The organism is Qipengyuania psychrotolerans (assembly GCF_019711355.1).
GTDB classification, from domain to species: Bacteria; Pseudomonadota; Alphaproteobacteria; order Sphingomonadales; family Sphingomonadaceae; genus Qipengyuania; species Qipengyuania psychrotolerans.
Window position 1 is genome coordinate 1,869,227 of record NZ_CP081297.1, and the last position, 15,155, is coordinate 1,884,381.

Here is a 15,155-nt window from a genome sequence, read left to right on the forward strand (position 1 = left end):
CCCGCGATAGTCGGGGAGTTACTCGAGCTCTGCAGGTTCCACCGAATACCCCTTGGCCTCCAGTTCATGCATCAATCGTTCGATCTGCGCTCCGTCGCGCGCCTCGCACTCGATCTCGGTGATAAGACCCTTGGCGGGCAGAGCAGTGAAGATTCGCTGGTGGTAGATCTCGATGATATTTACGTTCTGCGCGTCGAATTCGCGCATCACGTTATAGAGGGCGCCCGGCCGATCCTGCAGGGTGATCCGAAGCCGCGCCAACCGCCCGCTCCGCGCAAGATCGCGCAGCAGGACATTGGCCAGCAGGCGCGTGTCGATGTTTCCGCCACACAGCACCAGGCCGACGGTTTTCCCCGCAAACCTTTCCGGATTGCTGAGCACCGCAGCCAGACCGGCAGCGCCTGCGCCTTCGACTACGGTTTTCTCGATCTGGAGGAGAAGCGATACTGCGTGCTCGAGCTTGGGCTCACCCACGAGCAGGACTTCATCGACCAGTTCGGAGATTATTTGCCGCGTAAAGGCGCCGGGCTGTTTCACGGCAATGCCTTCTGCCAGGGTATCGCCCCCGCATGGAAGATCGTGGCCGGTCACAGCCGAATACATGGAGGGAAAAAGCAGAGCCTGTACGCCGACCATATCGATATTCGGCTGAAGGGACTTGGCCACCGTGGCCATTCCGCTCATCAATCCGCCTCCGCCGATGGGCACGACCAGACAATCAAAATCGTCTTTTTCCTCCAGCATCTCCAGCGCGACCGTGCCCTGCCCGGCCGCCACGTTTGGATCGTCGAACGGGTGTACGAATGTCAGCCCGCGTTCCGTTTCGAGCTCCAATGCATGGGCGTGAGCTTCATCGAATGTCTCTCCGAACAGCACCACATTGCCGCCGACGCTCTCGGTCTGCATGACTTTCACACTTGGCGTGGTCTTCGGCATGACGATCGTCACCGGCACCCCCAAGCGGCGACCATGATAGGATAGCCCTTGCGAATGATTGCCGGCCGATGCGGCGATTACGCCGCGTTCCCGCTGTTCCTGCGAGAGATGGAGCAAGGCATTCAGCGCGCCGCGTTCCTTATAAGCAGCGGTAAACTGGTGATTTTCAAATTTGAGCCAGATGTCCGCGCCGGTAATTGCGGACAGGGTCTTCGAATGCATCAGCGACGTTTTGACGACCGAGCCTTCAATCCGCGCAGCAGCAGCCCGAACATGGTCGAGGGTAAGGAGATCGGTCGCCTTTTCTCCAGCGGGCAGAGGGTTTGCCTGGTTCATGTGGCCAACCTTAGTGCCGCAGAAACACTGTGCAATCAGCGAAAGGGTTTGCCCCTGCCAAGCTTTGCCTTATCGCAAGCGCAAATATCGAAACCGGGATTGCCTGATGAAAACCAAGATTATCGCCGCCTTGCTCGCTTCTGCGCTCGCTGTGCCAGCCTATGCCGATGTGCTGGTCGACAATGTGGCCGGGATCACGATGGATGAAGATGGCAAGGTCAAACGCTTCGAAGCGCTGGTGATCGATGACGAAGGCCGCATCGCGCAAGTGATTGGGCGCGGAGAGGACCGTCCGCAGACTGATTACCGCGAAGATGCCGAAGGCCGGGTCATGCTGCCCGGAATGATTGATGCCCACGTCCATGTGATGGGCGTAGGCTTTGGCGCGCTTACACTTGATCTGTCAGACACGAATTCGCTTGAAGAAGCTCTCGACAAGATCCGTAGCTTCGCGGCTGAAAATGAATCGCGTCCATGGATCCTTGGCCGCGGCTGGAATCAGGAAAAGTGGGGTCTTGGCCGCTTCCCGACAGCCGCTGAACTGGACAGCGCTGTTGCCGACCGCCCTGTTTACCTCTCGCGGGTCGATGGCCATGCTGGCTGGGCGAACAGCCTGGCGCTCCAGGCGGCTGGCATCACCGCGTCGTCGAAGTCCCCTTCTGGTGGGCGGATCGAGAAGCTGCCGGGTTCGAACGAGCCATCGGGCGTCTTCGTGGACGCGGCCGAGGAACTGATGACCAAGGCCATTCCCGCCCCGCGCCCGAACGAGCGCGATCTGGCATTGGCCGAGGCGCAGAAGGTCTTTCACAAGTACGGGATCACCGCCGTTGCCGATATGGGCACCAGCATAGAGGATTGGCAGTCATTCCGCCGCGCTGGCGACATGGGCGCCCTGAACCTGCGGATCATGTCATATGCCGCAGGGGCGGATCAGATGACGCTGATCGCAGGAGCAAATCCCTCGCCGTGGCTGTATGACGACAAGCTGCGCATGAACGGCGTGAAGCTTTACCTCGACGGCGCATTGGGTAGCCGCGGCGCCTGGCTCAAGCGGCCCTATGCCGACGATCCCGGCAACACGGGCCTGGCGTTGATGGCACCGGCCCAGCTGCGCAACACCCTTGTCCGCGCAGCGCAAGGCGGCTTCCAGCCAGCTGTCCACGCCATCGGTACGGCTGCCAATGCAGAAGTCTTGAATGCCATTGGCGAGATCGCGGAAAGTTACGGCGGCGATCGCCGCTGGCGCATCGAGCATGCGCAAATCATTGATCCTGCGGACCTGCCAAAATTAGGCAAGAATGGCATCATCGCTTCGATGCAGCCGCTCCACCAGACCTCTGACCGCACCATGGCAGAAGCGCGGCTGGGGATGGACCGTCTTGGCGGTGCCTATGCATGGAATACGGTTATCCAGCAGGGCGGCAAGCTGGCTTTCGGTTCAGACGCACCAGTCGAGCCGGCTGACGTCTTCGCCGGATATGCAGCAGCCATTACCCGGATGGACGCCAACGGCGAGCCCTTTGGCGGCTGGCTTCCTGCTGAACGGGTGAACCGCGAACAAGCCCTCGCCGGTTTCACGTCCGATGCCGCATATGCGGGATTTGCAGAAGGGAGGTTCGGACGCCTGTTACCGGGTGAACGCGCCGACTTCATCCTCGTCGACCGTGATCCGTTGCTGGCTACACCCGACGAAATTCGCGCGACGCGGGTTTTCGAAACCTGGGTGGGTGGCCGGAAGGTTTACGAAGCCGACTGATCGGTAGGGTGCTCAGTATCAGCTTCCGTTGTGGCTTCAGCTGGCTTTTCCTTGGCAGCTTTCCTGTCGAATAGACGCATCAGCAGCAGCGATCCTTCGAACAGCAGAATGAGCGGAATAGCGAGTAACAGCTGCGATCCGGGGTCTGGCGGCGTGATAATCGCTGCCAGAGCCACCACCAGCACAATCACATAGCGACGCGCGCTGACCAGCTGCATCCTCGTCACTATCCCCGCACGGTGAAGCAGCAGGAGCAAGACTGGCAGCAGGAAACTCATCCCGAATGCCAGAATGAACTGCATCACGAGGCCGAGGTATTCGTTGGCCGTCGGCAGTGCGTTAATCTGCAGGCCCCCCGCCTCGCCTTCAAAGCCCAGGAACCACTCGAACGCGGTTGGCATGACGACATAGTAGGCCAGCGCCGCGCCGCTTATGAACAGGAACGGTGTCGCCAGCAAGAAGGGCAGGAACGCCTTCTTCTCGCGCGCATAAAGGCCAGGCGCCACGAACGCCCAAAGCTGGTTCGCGATAAACGGGAACGAGATACAAAAGCCGGCAAACAGCGCCACTTTCAACTCGACGAAGAACACTTCGTAGAGCTTGGTGAAAATGAGCTGGCCCTGGCCGTTGGGAAACGCCTTCTTGAGCGGCTGGATCAGGAAGCCGAGAATTTGATCGGCGAAATAAAGGCACCCCGCAAAAGCCACCATCAGCGCTGCCACACAGCGCACGAGGCGTGAACGCAGCTCGATCAGGTGATCAAGCAGCGGCGCCTGGCTTTCATCGATGTCCTTGATTTCGAGCGCCATCTCAGCCCTCGCCCTTCACAGGAGGAGGAGGCGCTGGCGGTTGATCGCCAAGCGGGAGACCGGGTTCATCATCGGCCGCACCGCCATGCTCCGGCGCCTTCTTCGGCGCAGCGCGTTTGATAGCTGCTTCGGCGGCCGCATCGGCATCGGGAACTTCGCCAGCAGACGCAAGCGGCTGCATTTCGCCATCCAGCAGGCCCTCGGGCGCGCCGCCTGCCGGTTCGGAGCCGGTAGGATACTTGGCCATGATTTCAGAGTTACGGTCGGCCCACTTCTTTTCCATGTCCTCGATCTCGGCCTGCCGGACCATTTCGTCGATTCCTGAACGGAAATGCGAGGACATACGGCGCATCTTGCCGATCCATCTGCCAGCCGTGCGCATCGCGCGCGGCATATCCTTCGGGCCGATCACCAGTATCGCCACAATGACGACCAGCAAGAGTTCGGCAGCGCCGATATCGAACATGCGCGCGTGCGCCCTTCAGCGGGTTACTTGGGTTCGGAGTTCGACTTGACCTGGTCTTCGGTCAGGCCTTCGCTCGCCGGTTTCGCTTCGTGCTCCAACTGCTTGGACGGAGCTGCATCGTCTTCGTTCATGCCTTGCTTGAAGCTTTTTATCCCCTTGCCGAAATCACCCATCATTTCGGAAATGCGGCCCCGCCCGAACAGGACGAGGATAACGAGTGCGATGATAATGAGCTGCCAGGGGCCGAGCGACATGGGGAAACCTTTTCAATAACGTTGGCACCAATATAGGCGCTTGCGGGGCGAAGCGCCAGTCAGGCTGCGTCCTGCGGTTCGCTTTGTTCTTCGTCAGGCCCCATCAGCTCTTCATAGGCGTCCTCGACCGGGTCGAGCAGGCCGGTGGCGCGCAGTTCGGAGATACCCGGCAAATCGCGTCGGCTGCCAAGCCCGAAATGGTCGAGGAAATCAGGCGTTGTCGCGTAGATGGTCGGCCGTCCGGGCACTTCGCGGCGGCCTGCAATTTTCACCCAGCCCGCTTCCAAGAGGACGTCCAACGTGCCGCCTGATGTCTGCACCCCGCGGATGGATTCGATTTCCGCACGGCTGACCGGTTCATGATAGGCGATGATCGCAAGGACCTCGGTCGCGGCACGGCTGAGGCGGCGGACCTGCTCCTTTTCCTTGCGCAGCAGGTGAGCGAGGTCGGGTGCAGTCTCGAAATGCCAACGTTTTGCCCGTTCGACGAGATGGACCCCGCGCTCGGAATAGGTTTGTGCCAGCTCCTTCAGCGCCTCTCGGACGTCGGCGACCGCGGCATCGCCCAGAAATCCCGCCAGCGCTTCGACAGTCATCGGCTCTTCCGCTGCAAACAGTGCCGCTTCGATAGCGCGTTCCAGATCGGTCATGTGATGCGCCTCAACCGCAAGGGACCAAACGTATCTTCCTGCGCAATCTCTGCCCGGCCCCGGCGTGCCAGTTCCAGCGCGGCGACGAAGCTGGAGGCCAAAGCTGATCGGCGCAGTCTCGGTTCGGCATGGGGCGGGAGGAAATCGCGGATTTCCATCCACTCCAGCGTAACGCCGAGCATATGGGACACCCGCTCCAGCGCGGAATCGAGCGTCATGACCGGCCGCTCACGGACCATATGGACCGCAGGCGCGGTGCGCGCCTTGACCCGGCCATAAGCCTCGATCAGCGCATACTGGTCACAGTTCCATTTCGTCTTGCGAACGATGTCCAGGCCTTCGGGTGATCCGCGCAGGAAAACATCTCTGCCTATCCGGTCGCCGCCCATCAGCCGCGCCGCCGCATCGCGCATCGCGCCGAGGCGTTGCAAACGCAATTGCAGCTTCAGCGCGAGCTCTTCGGGGCTGGGATCTTCCTGCTCTTCCTTGGGCAGGAGCATCGCCGATTTCAAATAAGCCAGCCATGCCGCCATCACGAGATAATCGGCGGCCAGTTCCAGCTTAAGCGCTTCGGCAGTCTCGATGTAATCGAGGTATTGTTCAACCAGTGACAGGATCGATATCTCGCGCAGGTCCACCTTCTGTCGGCGCGCAAGGTCAAGCAAGAGGTCGAGCGGACCTTCCCAGCCATCAAGCTCCAGATAGAGGGAGCCTTCATCGGCAGATTTTTCGGCGGCAACACCGTCCCAGTCCTCGGTCTCTTGCGAAGGATCAGTGAACAGCAGGCCGTCGTTCACGCGGCCTCCCCGGCCAGTGCGAGCAATGCATCACGCTTGGCCAAGAGTTCGGCAGTGTCCGCTGTGTCTGCGGGATCGCCCATCAAGGCGTGGACACGGTCAAGACGCTCTGCGGTCTTGGCGGACATGGGGCCAAGACTGCTCGCGATGGCGATCTGATCGTCTTGCTTGGCCCAGCAATTCAGCGCAATGTCGCAGCCAGCGGCCAAGGCTTTCTCGCACCGTTCGGCAATAGTGCCGTCGAGCGCCTGCATATCGATGTCGTCCGTCAGCAACAGACCGTCAAAACCGATTCGCCCGCGAATGATCTTTTCAATCACTGTGGGTGACATCGTGGCAGGCCGCTGATCATCCCATGCCGAGAAGACAATATGCGCGGTCATGCCCAGCGGGTGGGCGGCCAAGGTGCGAAACGGGTCGATGTCGACTTGCAATTCTTCGTCGCTCGCATCGACGCGGGGCAATTGCTTGTGACTGTCGACCGTTGCGCGCCCGTGCCCAGGCATATGCTTGAGGCAGCCAACGACGCCGGCATGGCCCATCCCGTCGAGGATGGCGCGGCCCAGCGCCGCAACCTGCAGTTCGTCGGTGCCCAGCGCGCGGTCTCCGATCACATCGTCCGTTTCAGGGCGGCGCACGTCGAAGGGGGCATGAAAATCGACGCTGATGCCGACCAGCGCGAGTTCGCGAGCCATCGCTTCGGCATTGTTTCGCGCTGCTTCGATCGCACAGGCCGGAGCAATGTCGAACAGATGCGCGAACACTTCGCCGGCAGGATATGCCGGCCATTCGGGCGGCTTGAGGCGCGCCACGCGCCCGCCCTCCTGATCGATCGAGACGATCAGCCGGTCACGTCCATGAATGCTGCGCAAATCATCGGTCAGCCGGCGCAGCTGTTCGCGGTTTTCACAGTTGCGAGCGAACAGGATATAGCCCGCAGGGTCCGCGTCCTTGAAGAAGGCGCGTTCGTCCGGCGACAACTCTAGTCCGGCGATGCCGAAGATTGCAGGTAACATGGTGCGAAAATGCGCCTCAATACGCCTAGTGGCAAGCAATCAACGGGCAGGAAGTGTGGAAACCGCGCCCACCCGCACCTTATTTGACGAAACAGGGCAGTCCGTCGGTTTTCAGCGCGTTGCAAAGCCGAATGGCAGATGCCCGGTCACCGGTGACAGCCTGAAGACGATACACCGTGCCAATATCGACTTTCGCCTCCACCACCCGGTGGCTTACGCCGTTCAAGGCCTCCGTTTGCCGCATCAAGCCAGCCCAGGCATCCTGCGCATCTGCACGGGTGGGAAAAGCCCCAACCTGCACTGCGACACCGCTTAGTGCCTGCGGAGCGGGAGCGGGGGCGGCCGGCTCGGCAGCCTCGGAACCGTCGTCATTGAGGGTGCTCGCGATGGACGGCCCGGTAGCCCCAGCGTTCTGCTCCGGCTTATCCGCCAGTTTCCCTTCGCGCGTCTGGCCTTCGCCGACCGCGAAGCTGGTATCGCCGGTCCCGGCATAGGTCTTGCCGCCGGGATCGTCCGGACGGGTTTTATAGGGTTCGGTGGGCGCTGCAATCAGGCTACCGTCAGCTGGTGGTTCGTCCGCGCTGCCGCCAAGGAAATACCATGCGCCCGCGACGAGCGCGCCGACCAGTACCAGCGAGAGGATGCCCAGCAGGACTATGCGCGACGTAGCGAAGCCCGCCTCGTCTTCCTCGTCGTCATCGGCTTCGAGCCAGGGCAGGCGCTCGTCGCTGTCGAGCAGCTCGAGATCTTCGCCCTCGTCCCAGTTGCCGTTCTGATCGTAGGTACCGGAAGCCATGCTTACATCTCCTCGACCGCTTCGACGCCCAGAATACCAAGGCCATTACGGATAACCTGCGCAACTTGCGCTGCCACGAACAGGCGCGCACCAGTCAATTCCGGATCACTTTCCAGAATGATGCGCTTTGCCGGGTCATCATTACCTGCATTCCAGTAGCTGTGGAAGGCAGCGGCCAGATCGCCGAGGAAAAACGCAATGCGATGCGGTTCGCGCGCCCGCGCGGCCGCTTCGACGATCCGCGGAAACTGTGCCGCTTCCCGTACAAGCGCGAATTCGTTCTCGCCAAGCCGGTCCAGATGCTCCGCACTCGGCTCGACGCCCGCCTTGCGCAGGGTCGAGCGGATACGCGCATGGGCATACTGGAGGTAGAAAACCGGGTTGTCCTTGGAGGCTTCGACCACCTTGGCGAAGTCGAACTCCATCTGCGCTTCGGGCTTCCGGGTCAGCATGGTGAAACGCACCACGTCCTTGCCGACTTCGTCCACGACATCGGCCAGGGTGACGAACGTGCCCGAGCGTTTGGACATCTTCACCGGCTCGCCGTCGCGCATCAGATTGACCATCTGCACAAGCTTTACGTCGAACGGCACATCGCGGCCAGCACCCTGTGTCAGCGCGGCCACAGCAGCCTTGATCCGCTTCACCGTTCCGGCATGGTCCGCACCCCAGATATCAATCAGGACGTCGGCTTCGTCTGCCTTCTGGAAGTGATAGGCGAGATCGGCGCCGAAATAGGTCCACGCCCCGTTCGACTTCTTGATCGGCCGGTCCTGGTCATCGCCGAACTGGGTCGAACGGAACAGCGGCAGCTCAACCGGCTCCCAGTCTTCCGGCGGGGCCTTGCCCTTTGGCGCTTCAAGCACACCGTCATAGACAAACCCATGTTCGCGCAGCCATTTTTCTGCTTCTTCAGGCTTCCCCGCGGCCTGCAATTCAGCTTCCGAGGCGAACACCGCGTGCTCGATACCGAGCCGCGCGAGATCGGCGCGGATCATGTCCATCATCGCCGCGACTGCCTTCTTGCGGAAGATGGCAAGCCATTCATTCTCTGAAGCAGTCGCGTATTTATCGCCGAATTCCTCGGCCAGCGCCCTGCCGACTGGTTTCAGGTAGTCGCCCGGGTAGAGACCTTCGGGGATCGCGCCGATATCTTCGCCCAGCGCTTCACGGTATCTGAGGTGCGCAGAGCGGGCCAGCACGTCGACCTGGCCGCCTGCGTCGTTGACATAATATTCGCGCGTAACCTTGTGGCCCGCAAATTCGAGCAATCCTGACAGCGCATCGCCGACCACTGCTCCGCGGCAGTGCCCCATGTGCATCGGGCCGGTGGGATTGGCCGAAACATATTCGACATTGACCATCTTGCCGCCGCCAAGTTCAGAGCGGCCATAATCCTTGCCGAGCGAGTTGATCGCACCCAGTTCGCGAAGCCAGGCCGTATCTGCAAGCCGCAGATTGATGAAGCCGGGCCCGGCAATCATCGAATCGGCGATGTCCGGTTCGCGCTGGAGATGCTCGACGATCAGTTCTGCAAGTGCACGCGGATTGGTTTTCGCCTGCTTGGCCAGCACCATCGCCGCATTCGTCGACAGGTCGCCATGCGAAGGGTCGCGCGGCGGTTCGACGGTCACATTCGAACGATCCGCGTCTTTGGGAAGGTGTCCTTCCATCTCGAGCGCGTTGAGGACAGCGTCGATTTTCGCCGCGAACGAAGCGTGGAGTGTCTGCAGTTCAGCCATGCCCGCGCGCCTAGACGAATCGGGCAAAATGGCAAGATGTCAGAATGGGCTTTCGCCCCTGCGTATTAGCGGGTTGCGTTGTAACGCAGCTGGTCTTGCGTCAGCTGGAAGCCGACCAGCAGCTCAAACGTTGCGCGCTGCACGGCTGCCCGCACCTCGGGATCGGCGAGCGGGTCGAGCGCCGCATCGGGATCGCCCGCCTTACGCTTGCGCGTGATCCGTTCACGAACGTCCGCAGGTAGCGTGGCATCTGCGCGGTTCACGAAAGCCGCAGCCTTCCCACTTGCCGTAGCGCGCTCGGCACCATCGGCGAAAGTGAGGGTGACCGTACCCACGCGCTTGCTGACAACGGCGCTGCCGCCGCGCAATACGGTCGAGAAATACGGCAGTTCAATGGTGCGTGCGCCCTGCACATTGGCGCGGCGCGCCACGACATCGAAGGTGGCTTCGGCATAAACCCGGTCGCCTTCTTCGTTGCAGGTAGAATTGAGGTTGGTGATTGCCGCGGTCACATCGAGATCGCCAAGCGTCCTGGAAGTCGGGCTGTTGAACAGCGTCATATCGCCCGTATAATCGGGAATGCCGACCGCAGGGCAAGCAGTCCGGACTGCCGTAATACCCACGGCATTGCCAGCAACAACCAGTTCACCATCACTCTTGCATCCTGCAAGTGCGAGACCCATTCCAAGTGCGGTCAGGAATCGAAAGCGATAGGTCATGTTGATGGCAATCCTCATGTGTTCGTATTCAGAGCCCCAGCCGGGGCGAGCGTGCCCTAGCTTGGCGCGATGCAAAGCGCTAGAGGGGCCCGCATGAACGCCCCATTTCCATCCACCGCTTCGGGGAATGATCCCCGACTCCCGCTCCAACTGCTGATCGCGGCACCGCGCGGCTTCTGCGCAGGCGTGGACCGAGCGATCGAAATCGTCGAGCGTGCGCTCGAAAAATATGGCGCGCCCGTCTATGTACGGCACGAAATCGTGCACAACAGGTACGTTGTAGACTCGCTGAAAGCTAAAGGCGCGATCTTCGTCGAGGACCTGGACGAAGTGCCAGACGATGCGCATGTCGTTTTTTCCGCGCACGGTGTGCCGAAATCGGTCCCGGCAGAAGCGGAGCGCCGCAAGCTTCTGTATGTCGATGCAACCTGCCCGCTCGTGAGCAAGGTCCACCGGCAGGCTGAACGCCAGATCGAAAAGGGCCAGCATATCCTTTTCATCGGCCACGAAGGACATCCCGAAGTTATCGGGACGATGGGCCAAGTGCCCGAAGGCCAGATCACGCTCGTCGAAACAATCGAAGACGTTGCGAAATTGCCGTTCGGCCAAGACGAAGATCTCTCGTTCCTCACGCAAACCACTCTGTCCGTGGATGACACGCGCGAAATCGTCGAAGCCTTGCAGGAACGCTATCCGCAGATCGTCGCACCGAAAGCAGAAGATATTTGCTATGCGACCAGCAATCGTCAGGCCTCGGTGAAAGAGATTGCTGGCGGCTGCGACCTGGTGCTGGTGATCGGAGCGCCGAATTCATCGAACTCGCTGCGTCTCGTCGAAGTTGCCCAGCGGATGGGAACAGATGCACGGCTGATCCAGCGCGCGAGCGAGATCGAACCGGAATGGCTCGAAGGTGTCGGCACACTTGGTCTGACCGCCGGCGCATCGGCCCCGGAAAAGCTGGTCCGCGAGGTGGTTGACCGCCTGTCCGACTGGCGCGCTGTCAGCGAAGAGATCATCACCACCACCGAGGAAAAGATGATCTTCAAACTGCCGCGTCAGCTCACCGACTGAATTGGCAGTCTATACCTTCCTTGGCGCCGAAGAACTGGCGGGCCTGATCGCGCATTACGATGTCGGCGAACTGGTTTCTGCCAAGGGCATCGCAGAGGGCGTCTCGAATTCGAACTGGATTGTCGATACTGCCAAGGCCCGCTTCATCCTGACGATGTACGAGCGGCGAATAGAATTGGGCGACCTGCCTTTTTTCCTCGGCCTGCTTGATCACCTCGCAGCGAAAAAGTGTCCTGTGCCGGCAACTGTCCACGATCGTTCAGGGAAAGCCTACCGGAGCCATGACGGCAAGGCAGTTGCCCTGATCGAGTTTCTTCCGGGCATCTCTCCAGCTGAACCTACGCCGGCGCAGGCCCGTGCGGTTGGCGCGGCGCTCGCGCAGATCCACATCGCGGCCATGGATTTCGGCCGCCAGCGCGAAAACGACCTTGCACCGGAAGACACGTTGGCAATCCTCGAGAAATGCGGAGCCGATGCTCTGGCCAAAATCGATCCCCGGCTGCCGCGTGTTATCGATATGGGCCGCAATATCACTGAAACCTGGCCAGGCGATCTGCCCCAATCGGTCATTCATTCAGACCTGTTTCCAGACAATGTCCTGATGATGGGCGAAACGGTATCGGGCCTGATTGATTTCTACTTCGCCTGCAATGGCGCCATGGCTTACGACCTTGCGGTAACCCACGCGGCATGGTGCTTCGATCGGACCGGCAAAAGGTTCGGTGCAGCTATCGGACAGGCGCTTGTCGAGGGGTATGAGACCGTCAGGCCGCTCGAGGGCAGCGAACGGCAAGCGCTGCCGATCCTTGCCCAGGGCGCTTGTCTGCGATTCGTCGCAAGCCGCGCCGAAGATTGGCTCGACACGCCCGCCGATGCGCTGGTTACGCGCAAGGATCCGATGGATTTCGTGCGGCGTTGGGATTTCTATGTCGAGAACGCCGACAAGGCCTTCGCCTGAGCGCGCACTCGCGCTAGGGGCCTCCCGATGAAACAAGTTGAATTGTTCACCGATGGATCGTGCAAAGGCAATCCTGGCCCTGGCGGTTGGGGCGCGTTGCTGCGCATGGGAAAGCATGAAAAAGAATTGTCGGGCGGCGATCCCGATACCACAAACAACCGGATGGAAATGACCGCTGCGATCAAGGGCCTTAACGCGCTGATCGAGCCGTGCCAGGTCGCTCTTTATACCGACAGCAAGTATCTGATCGAAGGCATCACGAAGTGGGTCCACGGTTGGAAAAAGCGCGGCTGGGTCAATGCTAGCAAGAAGCCGGTCAAAAACGCGGAACTATGGCACGACCTGATCGAGGCAAGCGCGCGCCACACCATCGAATGGAACTGGGTCAAAGGCCATTCGGGTCACCCGGAAAACGAACGGGTGGATGCCCTCGCCACCGAAGCCGCTGACCGCGCCGCCGCTGGCAAGGGCTAGAATTCAGGAGTTGTCGACGACTTCCGCGCCGGGGCCATTCTTCTTGATTGAATCGATGGCATTCTGCGCGCTCGCCTTGGAGCTGTAGCCCTCAGTCGAGAACATGGTTTCGGAATTATATTTGAAACGGACCCGGAATTCCCCGGCCTTGTCCTTATAAATTTCGAAATGATGGCTCATGCGTCTCTCCTAGAATTGACGTTGGATTCGCCATGCACCCTAACAAATGTTGACGCTTTGGCTAGGCGAAGCGTCCCGGCGAATAAATGGCGGCATCGATCCCTTCGGTCACCGCATCGCGCGGCGAGCCTGTCAGCAATTGCGCTGCAAGCCGCGCAGCCGCGGGTGAGGTCTGGATGCCGAATCCGCCTTGCCCGGCAAACCATGCGAGCCCTTCGACCTGCGGATCCATCCCGTAGACAGGCAGCCGGTCAGGCGCGAAACTTCTGAGCCCTGCCCATTTGCGTTCGACCGCGACGACGTTGCAATCGACGACTTGCTGGAATCGGTCGATCGCCTGCGCCACCGCCAGCTCTTCTGGGGCTGCGTCGCAGGGCGCGCTGGGCTCTTCGTCATGGGGACTTAGCCACACGCGGCCCGCTTCTGGTTTGAAATAGAAGCTTCCCGAAATATCCAGTACCAGCGGCTGGTCAGGCAAAGGAGCCGGATCAGTCCGCAGTTGCGCGACCGTGCGGCGCAGCGGCTGAATTCCGAGCGGACGAGCACCGACCAATTCCGCAATAGTGTCAGCCCACGCGCCTGCCGCGTTGACCAAGGTGCAACTGGCGTATGTGTTCCCGTTTGAACATTCGAGTGACCACGCGCCGCCTGTCCGATCGGCCTGTATGACGGCTGACCTGCACACCAGAGTGGTTCCGGCCTTGTTTGCTCGCGCCAGATAGTGCTCATGCAGCCTCGCGACATCGATATCGGCGCAGGCAGGTTCCCAGATTGCATCGGTCCATTTCTCGCGCAGACCGGCGACCCGAGCTGCGATGGGTTCGCGGCCGATCCGTTCTATCGTGGCTCCGGTTCCGGCAAACCGGTCCATGAAGCTGTCGAGGGCCGCCTTGTCTTGCGCCCGGCCTATGTAAAGAGCGCCGCGCGGCCGGAGAAAGCCGTTGTCCCGCAAGTGCGCGCCCGATGCCAGCGTCAGCGGAACCAGTTGCGGCCCGCCGTAACATTCCTCCCAGAACGCTGCCGACCGGCCGGTTGAATGATAGCCCGGATGATCTTCCGCCTCGAGCAGCAGGACGCTTGCTCCCGCTTCTCCGAGCTCGGCAGCGAGGCTCGCACCGGCAATTCCGGCGCCGATTATGGCGTAGTCGTAGGTCGTCACTTTTGCGCGGGTACCACCCGGTCGAGAAATTCCCTGATCGCAGCCATTGCCTTGTCGCGGACTGCCGGCACTTCGCGCAGTATCTCATGATGCGATTCGTCGCCAAATTCTGCGAGCTCGCCTTTGGGCAGACGTTGTGCGGCCTTCCTGACCGCGGGATGGCTCACCAGTTTATCGTTGGTCGTTGAAATGATGAGGACCGGCACATTGACCTTTTCCATCGCGCCATCGGCTTCGATCACCCGGGTTGAGGCATAGGCCCGCTCCACCCAGCCCCAGCTTCCGGGCCCCATGACGAGCTCGGGGCGCTGCTCTCGCCACCACAGTTCATCTTCGTAACGTTCATCATCATGGGTGAGGAGCTCGCGGCGATGGGCAGGAACCTCACCGGGCTTCTCGCTCCACTTCCAGGCGGGGCGGGTAGGTTCGCCGACCATGGTCATCACCCGCGCGACGCTGTGCAGCATCGGAAGCGGCAGTGGCGGCCCGCTCATTCCGAGCATCGGAGCGGAGAGAAATACGGCATCTGGCGATACTGCTCCGTCGACGAGGGCGCGCATCACGATGTGACCGCCCATGGAGTGGGCAGCCAGGACATGGGGACCGGGCGTGGTCTTCACCCACTCGGTCCAGAAGTGTTCAAGGTCGGCTACCCAGTCGGCGAAGTCTTCTACGTGGCCGGTGGTGTCGTCATTACCCAAACGCCCCGAGCCTGCCTGCCCGCGCCAGTCTGCCGCGGTGACACGCCAGCCGTCACGGTGCCATTGCTCCAGGCTTTCCAGATACTTTTCGTAGAAATCGCCGCGTCCCGGCAGGAACAGGATCGACCCACGTACGCCGCCATCTTCGCCGGGCCAGTCGATCCGGCGCAGCTGGTGACCATCCGCTGCCTGCCATTTGCTCTCGATGGCGTGGGGCGGAATGGCCCGCCGGTCGATCGGCGCGCTCTGCATTGTCGGGTTGGCAGTAGTAATGGGCTTCTCCCGAATGTTCGAGCGTGGCATGGTTACTATTTGGTAAGCATGTTTCGGTAGCA

At 61.0% G+C, this 15,155-nt stretch carries 17 protein-coding genes; 4 read left to right on the forward strand and 13 right to left on the reverse strand.

All coding sequences use genetic code 11. The annotated features are described in order from the left end of the window. Window positions 1–18: 18 nt before the first annotated feature. Window positions 19–1,272, reverse strand: a complete 1,254-nt coding sequence (locus K3166_RS09195; RefSeq protein ID WP_221421963.1) for a threonine ammonia-lyase — start codon at window positions 1,270–1,272, stop codon at window positions 19–21. Between the two features lie 106 nt (window positions 1,273–1,378). Between K3166_RS09195 and K3166_RS09200 the strand changes: the two genes are divergently transcribed. Further along, window positions 1,379–3,028: an amidohydrolase gene (locus K3166_RS09200; RefSeq protein ID WP_221421964.1), complete on the forward strand. Its 1,650-nt coding sequence runs from the start codon at window positions 1,379–1,381 to the stop codon at window positions 3,026–3,028. Here K3166_RS09200 and tatC read toward each other — a convergent pair. The 9 genes from tatC to K3166_RS09245 form a co-directional block, all read right to left on the reverse strand. Beyond that, window positions 3,013–3,837, reverse strand: a complete 825-nt coding sequence (tatC, locus tag K3166_RS09205; protein ID WP_221421965.1) for a twin-arginine translocase subunit TatC — start codon at window positions 3,835–3,837, stop codon at window positions 3,013–3,015. The two genes, K3166_RS09200 and tatC, sit on opposite strands and share 16 nt — an antisense overlap. A gap of 1 nt (window position 3,838) precedes the next feature. After that, entirely contained in the window at window positions 3,839–4,303 is a 465-nt protein-coding gene (gene tatB / locus K3166_RS09210; protein WP_221421966.1) for a Sec-independent protein translocase protein TatB, read from the reverse strand. 23 nt (window positions 4,304–4,326) lie between these two features. After that, on the reverse strand, window positions 4,327–4,557 hold the full coding sequence (tatA, locus tag K3166_RS09215) for a twin-arginine translocase TatA/TatE family subunit (RefSeq protein WP_221421967.1): 231 nt from the start codon (window positions 4,555–4,557) through the stop codon (window positions 4,327–4,329). Window positions 4,558–4,616: 59 nt separating this feature from the next. Next, entirely contained in the window at window positions 4,617–5,207 is a 591-nt protein-coding gene (scpB, locus tag K3166_RS09220; protein ID WP_221421968.1) for an SMC-Scp complex subunit ScpB, read from the reverse strand. Continuing rightward, complete coding sequence (locus K3166_RS09225) at window positions 5,204–6,004, reverse strand: segregation and condensation protein A (RefSeq protein WP_221421969.1); 801 nt, start codon at window positions 6,002–6,004, stop codon at window positions 5,204–5,206. Before K3166_RS09225 ends, scpB begins: the two co-directional genes overlap by 4 nt. After that, window positions 6,001–7,020 carry a beta-N-acetylhexosaminidase gene (nagZ, locus tag K3166_RS09230; RefSeq protein WP_221421970.1) on the reverse strand — a complete coding sequence of 340 codons (1,020 nt, stop codon included), beginning with the start codon at window positions 7,018–7,020 and terminating at the stop codon, window positions 6,001–6,003. The genes K3166_RS09225 and nagZ overlap by 4 nt, the downstream gene beginning before the upstream one ends. A gap of 79 nt (window positions 7,021–7,099) precedes the next feature. Further along, entirely contained in the window at window positions 7,100–7,816 is a 717-nt protein-coding gene (locus K3166_RS09235; RefSeq protein WP_221421971.1) for an SPOR domain-containing protein, read from the reverse strand. Between the two features lie 2 nt (window positions 7,817–7,818). Further along, window positions 7,819–9,558 (reverse strand): arginine--tRNA ligase, encoded by a 1,740-nt coding sequence (gene argS, locus K3166_RS09240; RefSeq protein ID WP_221421972.1) that lies wholly within the window; start codon window positions 9,556–9,558, stop codon window positions 7,819–7,821. A gap of 65 nt (window positions 9,559–9,623) precedes the next feature. Next, window positions 9,624–10,277 (reverse strand): hypothetical protein, encoded by a 654-nt coding sequence (locus K3166_RS09245; protein WP_221421973.1) that lies wholly within the window; start codon window positions 10,275–10,277, stop codon window positions 9,624–9,626. A 93-nt stretch (window positions 10,278–10,370) separates the two neighbouring features. Between K3166_RS09245 and ispH the strand changes: the two genes are divergently transcribed. The 3 genes from ispH to rnhA are packed head-to-tail and all read left to right on the forward strand — an operon-like array spanning window position 10,371 to window position 12,780. Then, window positions 10,371–11,348: a 4-hydroxy-3-methylbut-2-enyl diphosphate reductase gene (ispH, locus tag K3166_RS09250; RefSeq protein WP_221421974.1), complete on the forward strand. Its 978-nt coding sequence runs from the start codon at window positions 10,371–10,373 to the stop codon at window positions 11,346–11,348. Between the two features lies 1 nt (window position 11,349). Then, window positions 11,350–12,306, forward strand: coding sequence for a homoserine kinase (thrB, locus tag K3166_RS09255; protein ID WP_221421975.1), 957 nt, complete (start codon window positions 11,350–11,352; stop codon window positions 12,304–12,306). Between the two features lie 27 nt (window positions 12,307–12,333). Further along, window positions 12,334–12,780 carry a ribonuclease HI gene (gene rnhA, locus K3166_RS09260; RefSeq protein ID WP_221421976.1) on the forward strand — a complete coding sequence of 149 codons (447 nt, stop codon included), beginning with the start codon at window positions 12,334–12,336 and terminating at the stop codon, window positions 12,778–12,780. 3 nt (window positions 12,781–12,783) lie between these two features. Here rnhA and K3166_RS09265 read toward each other — a convergent pair whose 3' ends face one another. The 3 genes from K3166_RS09265 to K3166_RS09275 form a co-directional block, all read right to left on the reverse strand. Further along, on the reverse strand, window positions 12,784–12,960 hold the full coding sequence (locus K3166_RS09265; protein WP_221421977.1) for a YegP family protein: 177 nt from the start codon (window positions 12,958–12,960) through the stop codon (window positions 12,784–12,786). Between the two features lie 61 nt (window positions 12,961–13,021). Further along, window positions 13,022–14,119 (reverse strand): NAD(P)/FAD-dependent oxidoreductase, encoded by a 1,098-nt coding sequence (locus K3166_RS09270; RefSeq protein WP_221421978.1) that lies wholly within the window; start codon window positions 14,117–14,119, stop codon window positions 13,022–13,024. Then, a complete protein-coding gene (locus K3166_RS09275) occupies window positions 14,116–15,072 on the reverse strand; it encodes an alpha/beta fold hydrolase (RefSeq protein WP_221424048.1) in 957 nt (318 codons plus the stop codon). The genes K3166_RS09270 and K3166_RS09275 overlap by 4 nt, the downstream gene beginning before the upstream one ends. Window positions 15,073–15,155: the final 83 nt, after the last annotated feature.

Bases quoted from the DNA above. Each gene is read 5' to 3' on its own strand.
- K3166_RS09195 (WP_221421963.1), bottom strand. From the start codon at position 1,272: ATGAACCAGGCAAACCCTCTGCCCGCTGGAGAAAAGGCGACCGATCTC.
- K3166_RS09200 (WP_221421964.1), top strand. From the start codon at position 1,379: ATGAAAACCAAGATTATCGCCGCCTTGCTCGCTTCTGCGCTCGCTGTG.
- tatC (WP_221421965.1), bottom strand. From the start codon at position 3,837: ATGGCGCTCGAAATCAAGGACATCGATGAAAGCCAGGCGCCGCTGCTT.
- tatB (WP_221421966.1), bottom strand. From the start codon at position 4,303: ATGTTCGATATCGGCGCTGCCGAACTCTTGCTGGTCGTCATTGTGGCG.
- tatA (WP_221421967.1), bottom strand. From the start codon at position 4,557: ATGTCGCTCGGCCCCTGGCAGCTCATTATCATCGCACTCGTTATCCTC.
- scpB (WP_221421968.1), bottom strand. From the start codon at position 5,207: ATGACCGATCTGGAACGCGCTATCGAAGCGGCACTGTTTGCAGCGGAA.
- nagZ (WP_221421970.1), bottom strand. From the start codon at position 7,020: ATGTTACCTGCAATCTTCGGCATCGCCGGACTAGAGTTGTCGCCGGAC.
- K3166_RS09235 (WP_221421971.1), bottom strand. From the start codon at position 7,816: ATGGCTTCCGGTACCTACGATCAGAACGGCAACTGGGACGAGGGCGAA.
- argS (WP_221421972.1), bottom strand. From the start codon at position 9,558: ATGGCTGAACTGCAGACACTCCACGCTTCGTTCGCGGCGAAAATCGAC.
- K3166_RS09245 (WP_221421973.1), bottom strand. From the start codon at position 10,277: ATGACCTATCGCTTTCGATTCCTGACCGCACTTGGAATGGGTCTCGCA.
- ispH (WP_221421974.1), top strand. From the start codon at position 10,371: ATGAACGCCCCATTTCCATCCACCGCTTCGGGGAATGATCCCCGACTC.
- rnhA (WP_221421976.1), top strand. From the start codon at position 12,334: ATGAAACAAGTTGAATTGTTCACCGATGGATCGTGCAAAGGCAATCCT.
- K3166_RS09265 (WP_221421977.1), bottom strand. From the start codon at position 12,960: ATGAGCCATCATTTCGAAATTTATAAGGACAAGGCCGGGGAATTCCGG.
- K3166_RS09275 (WP_221424048.1), bottom strand. From the start codon at position 15,072: ATGCAGAGCGCGCCGATCGACCGGCGGGCCATTCCGCCCCACGCCATC.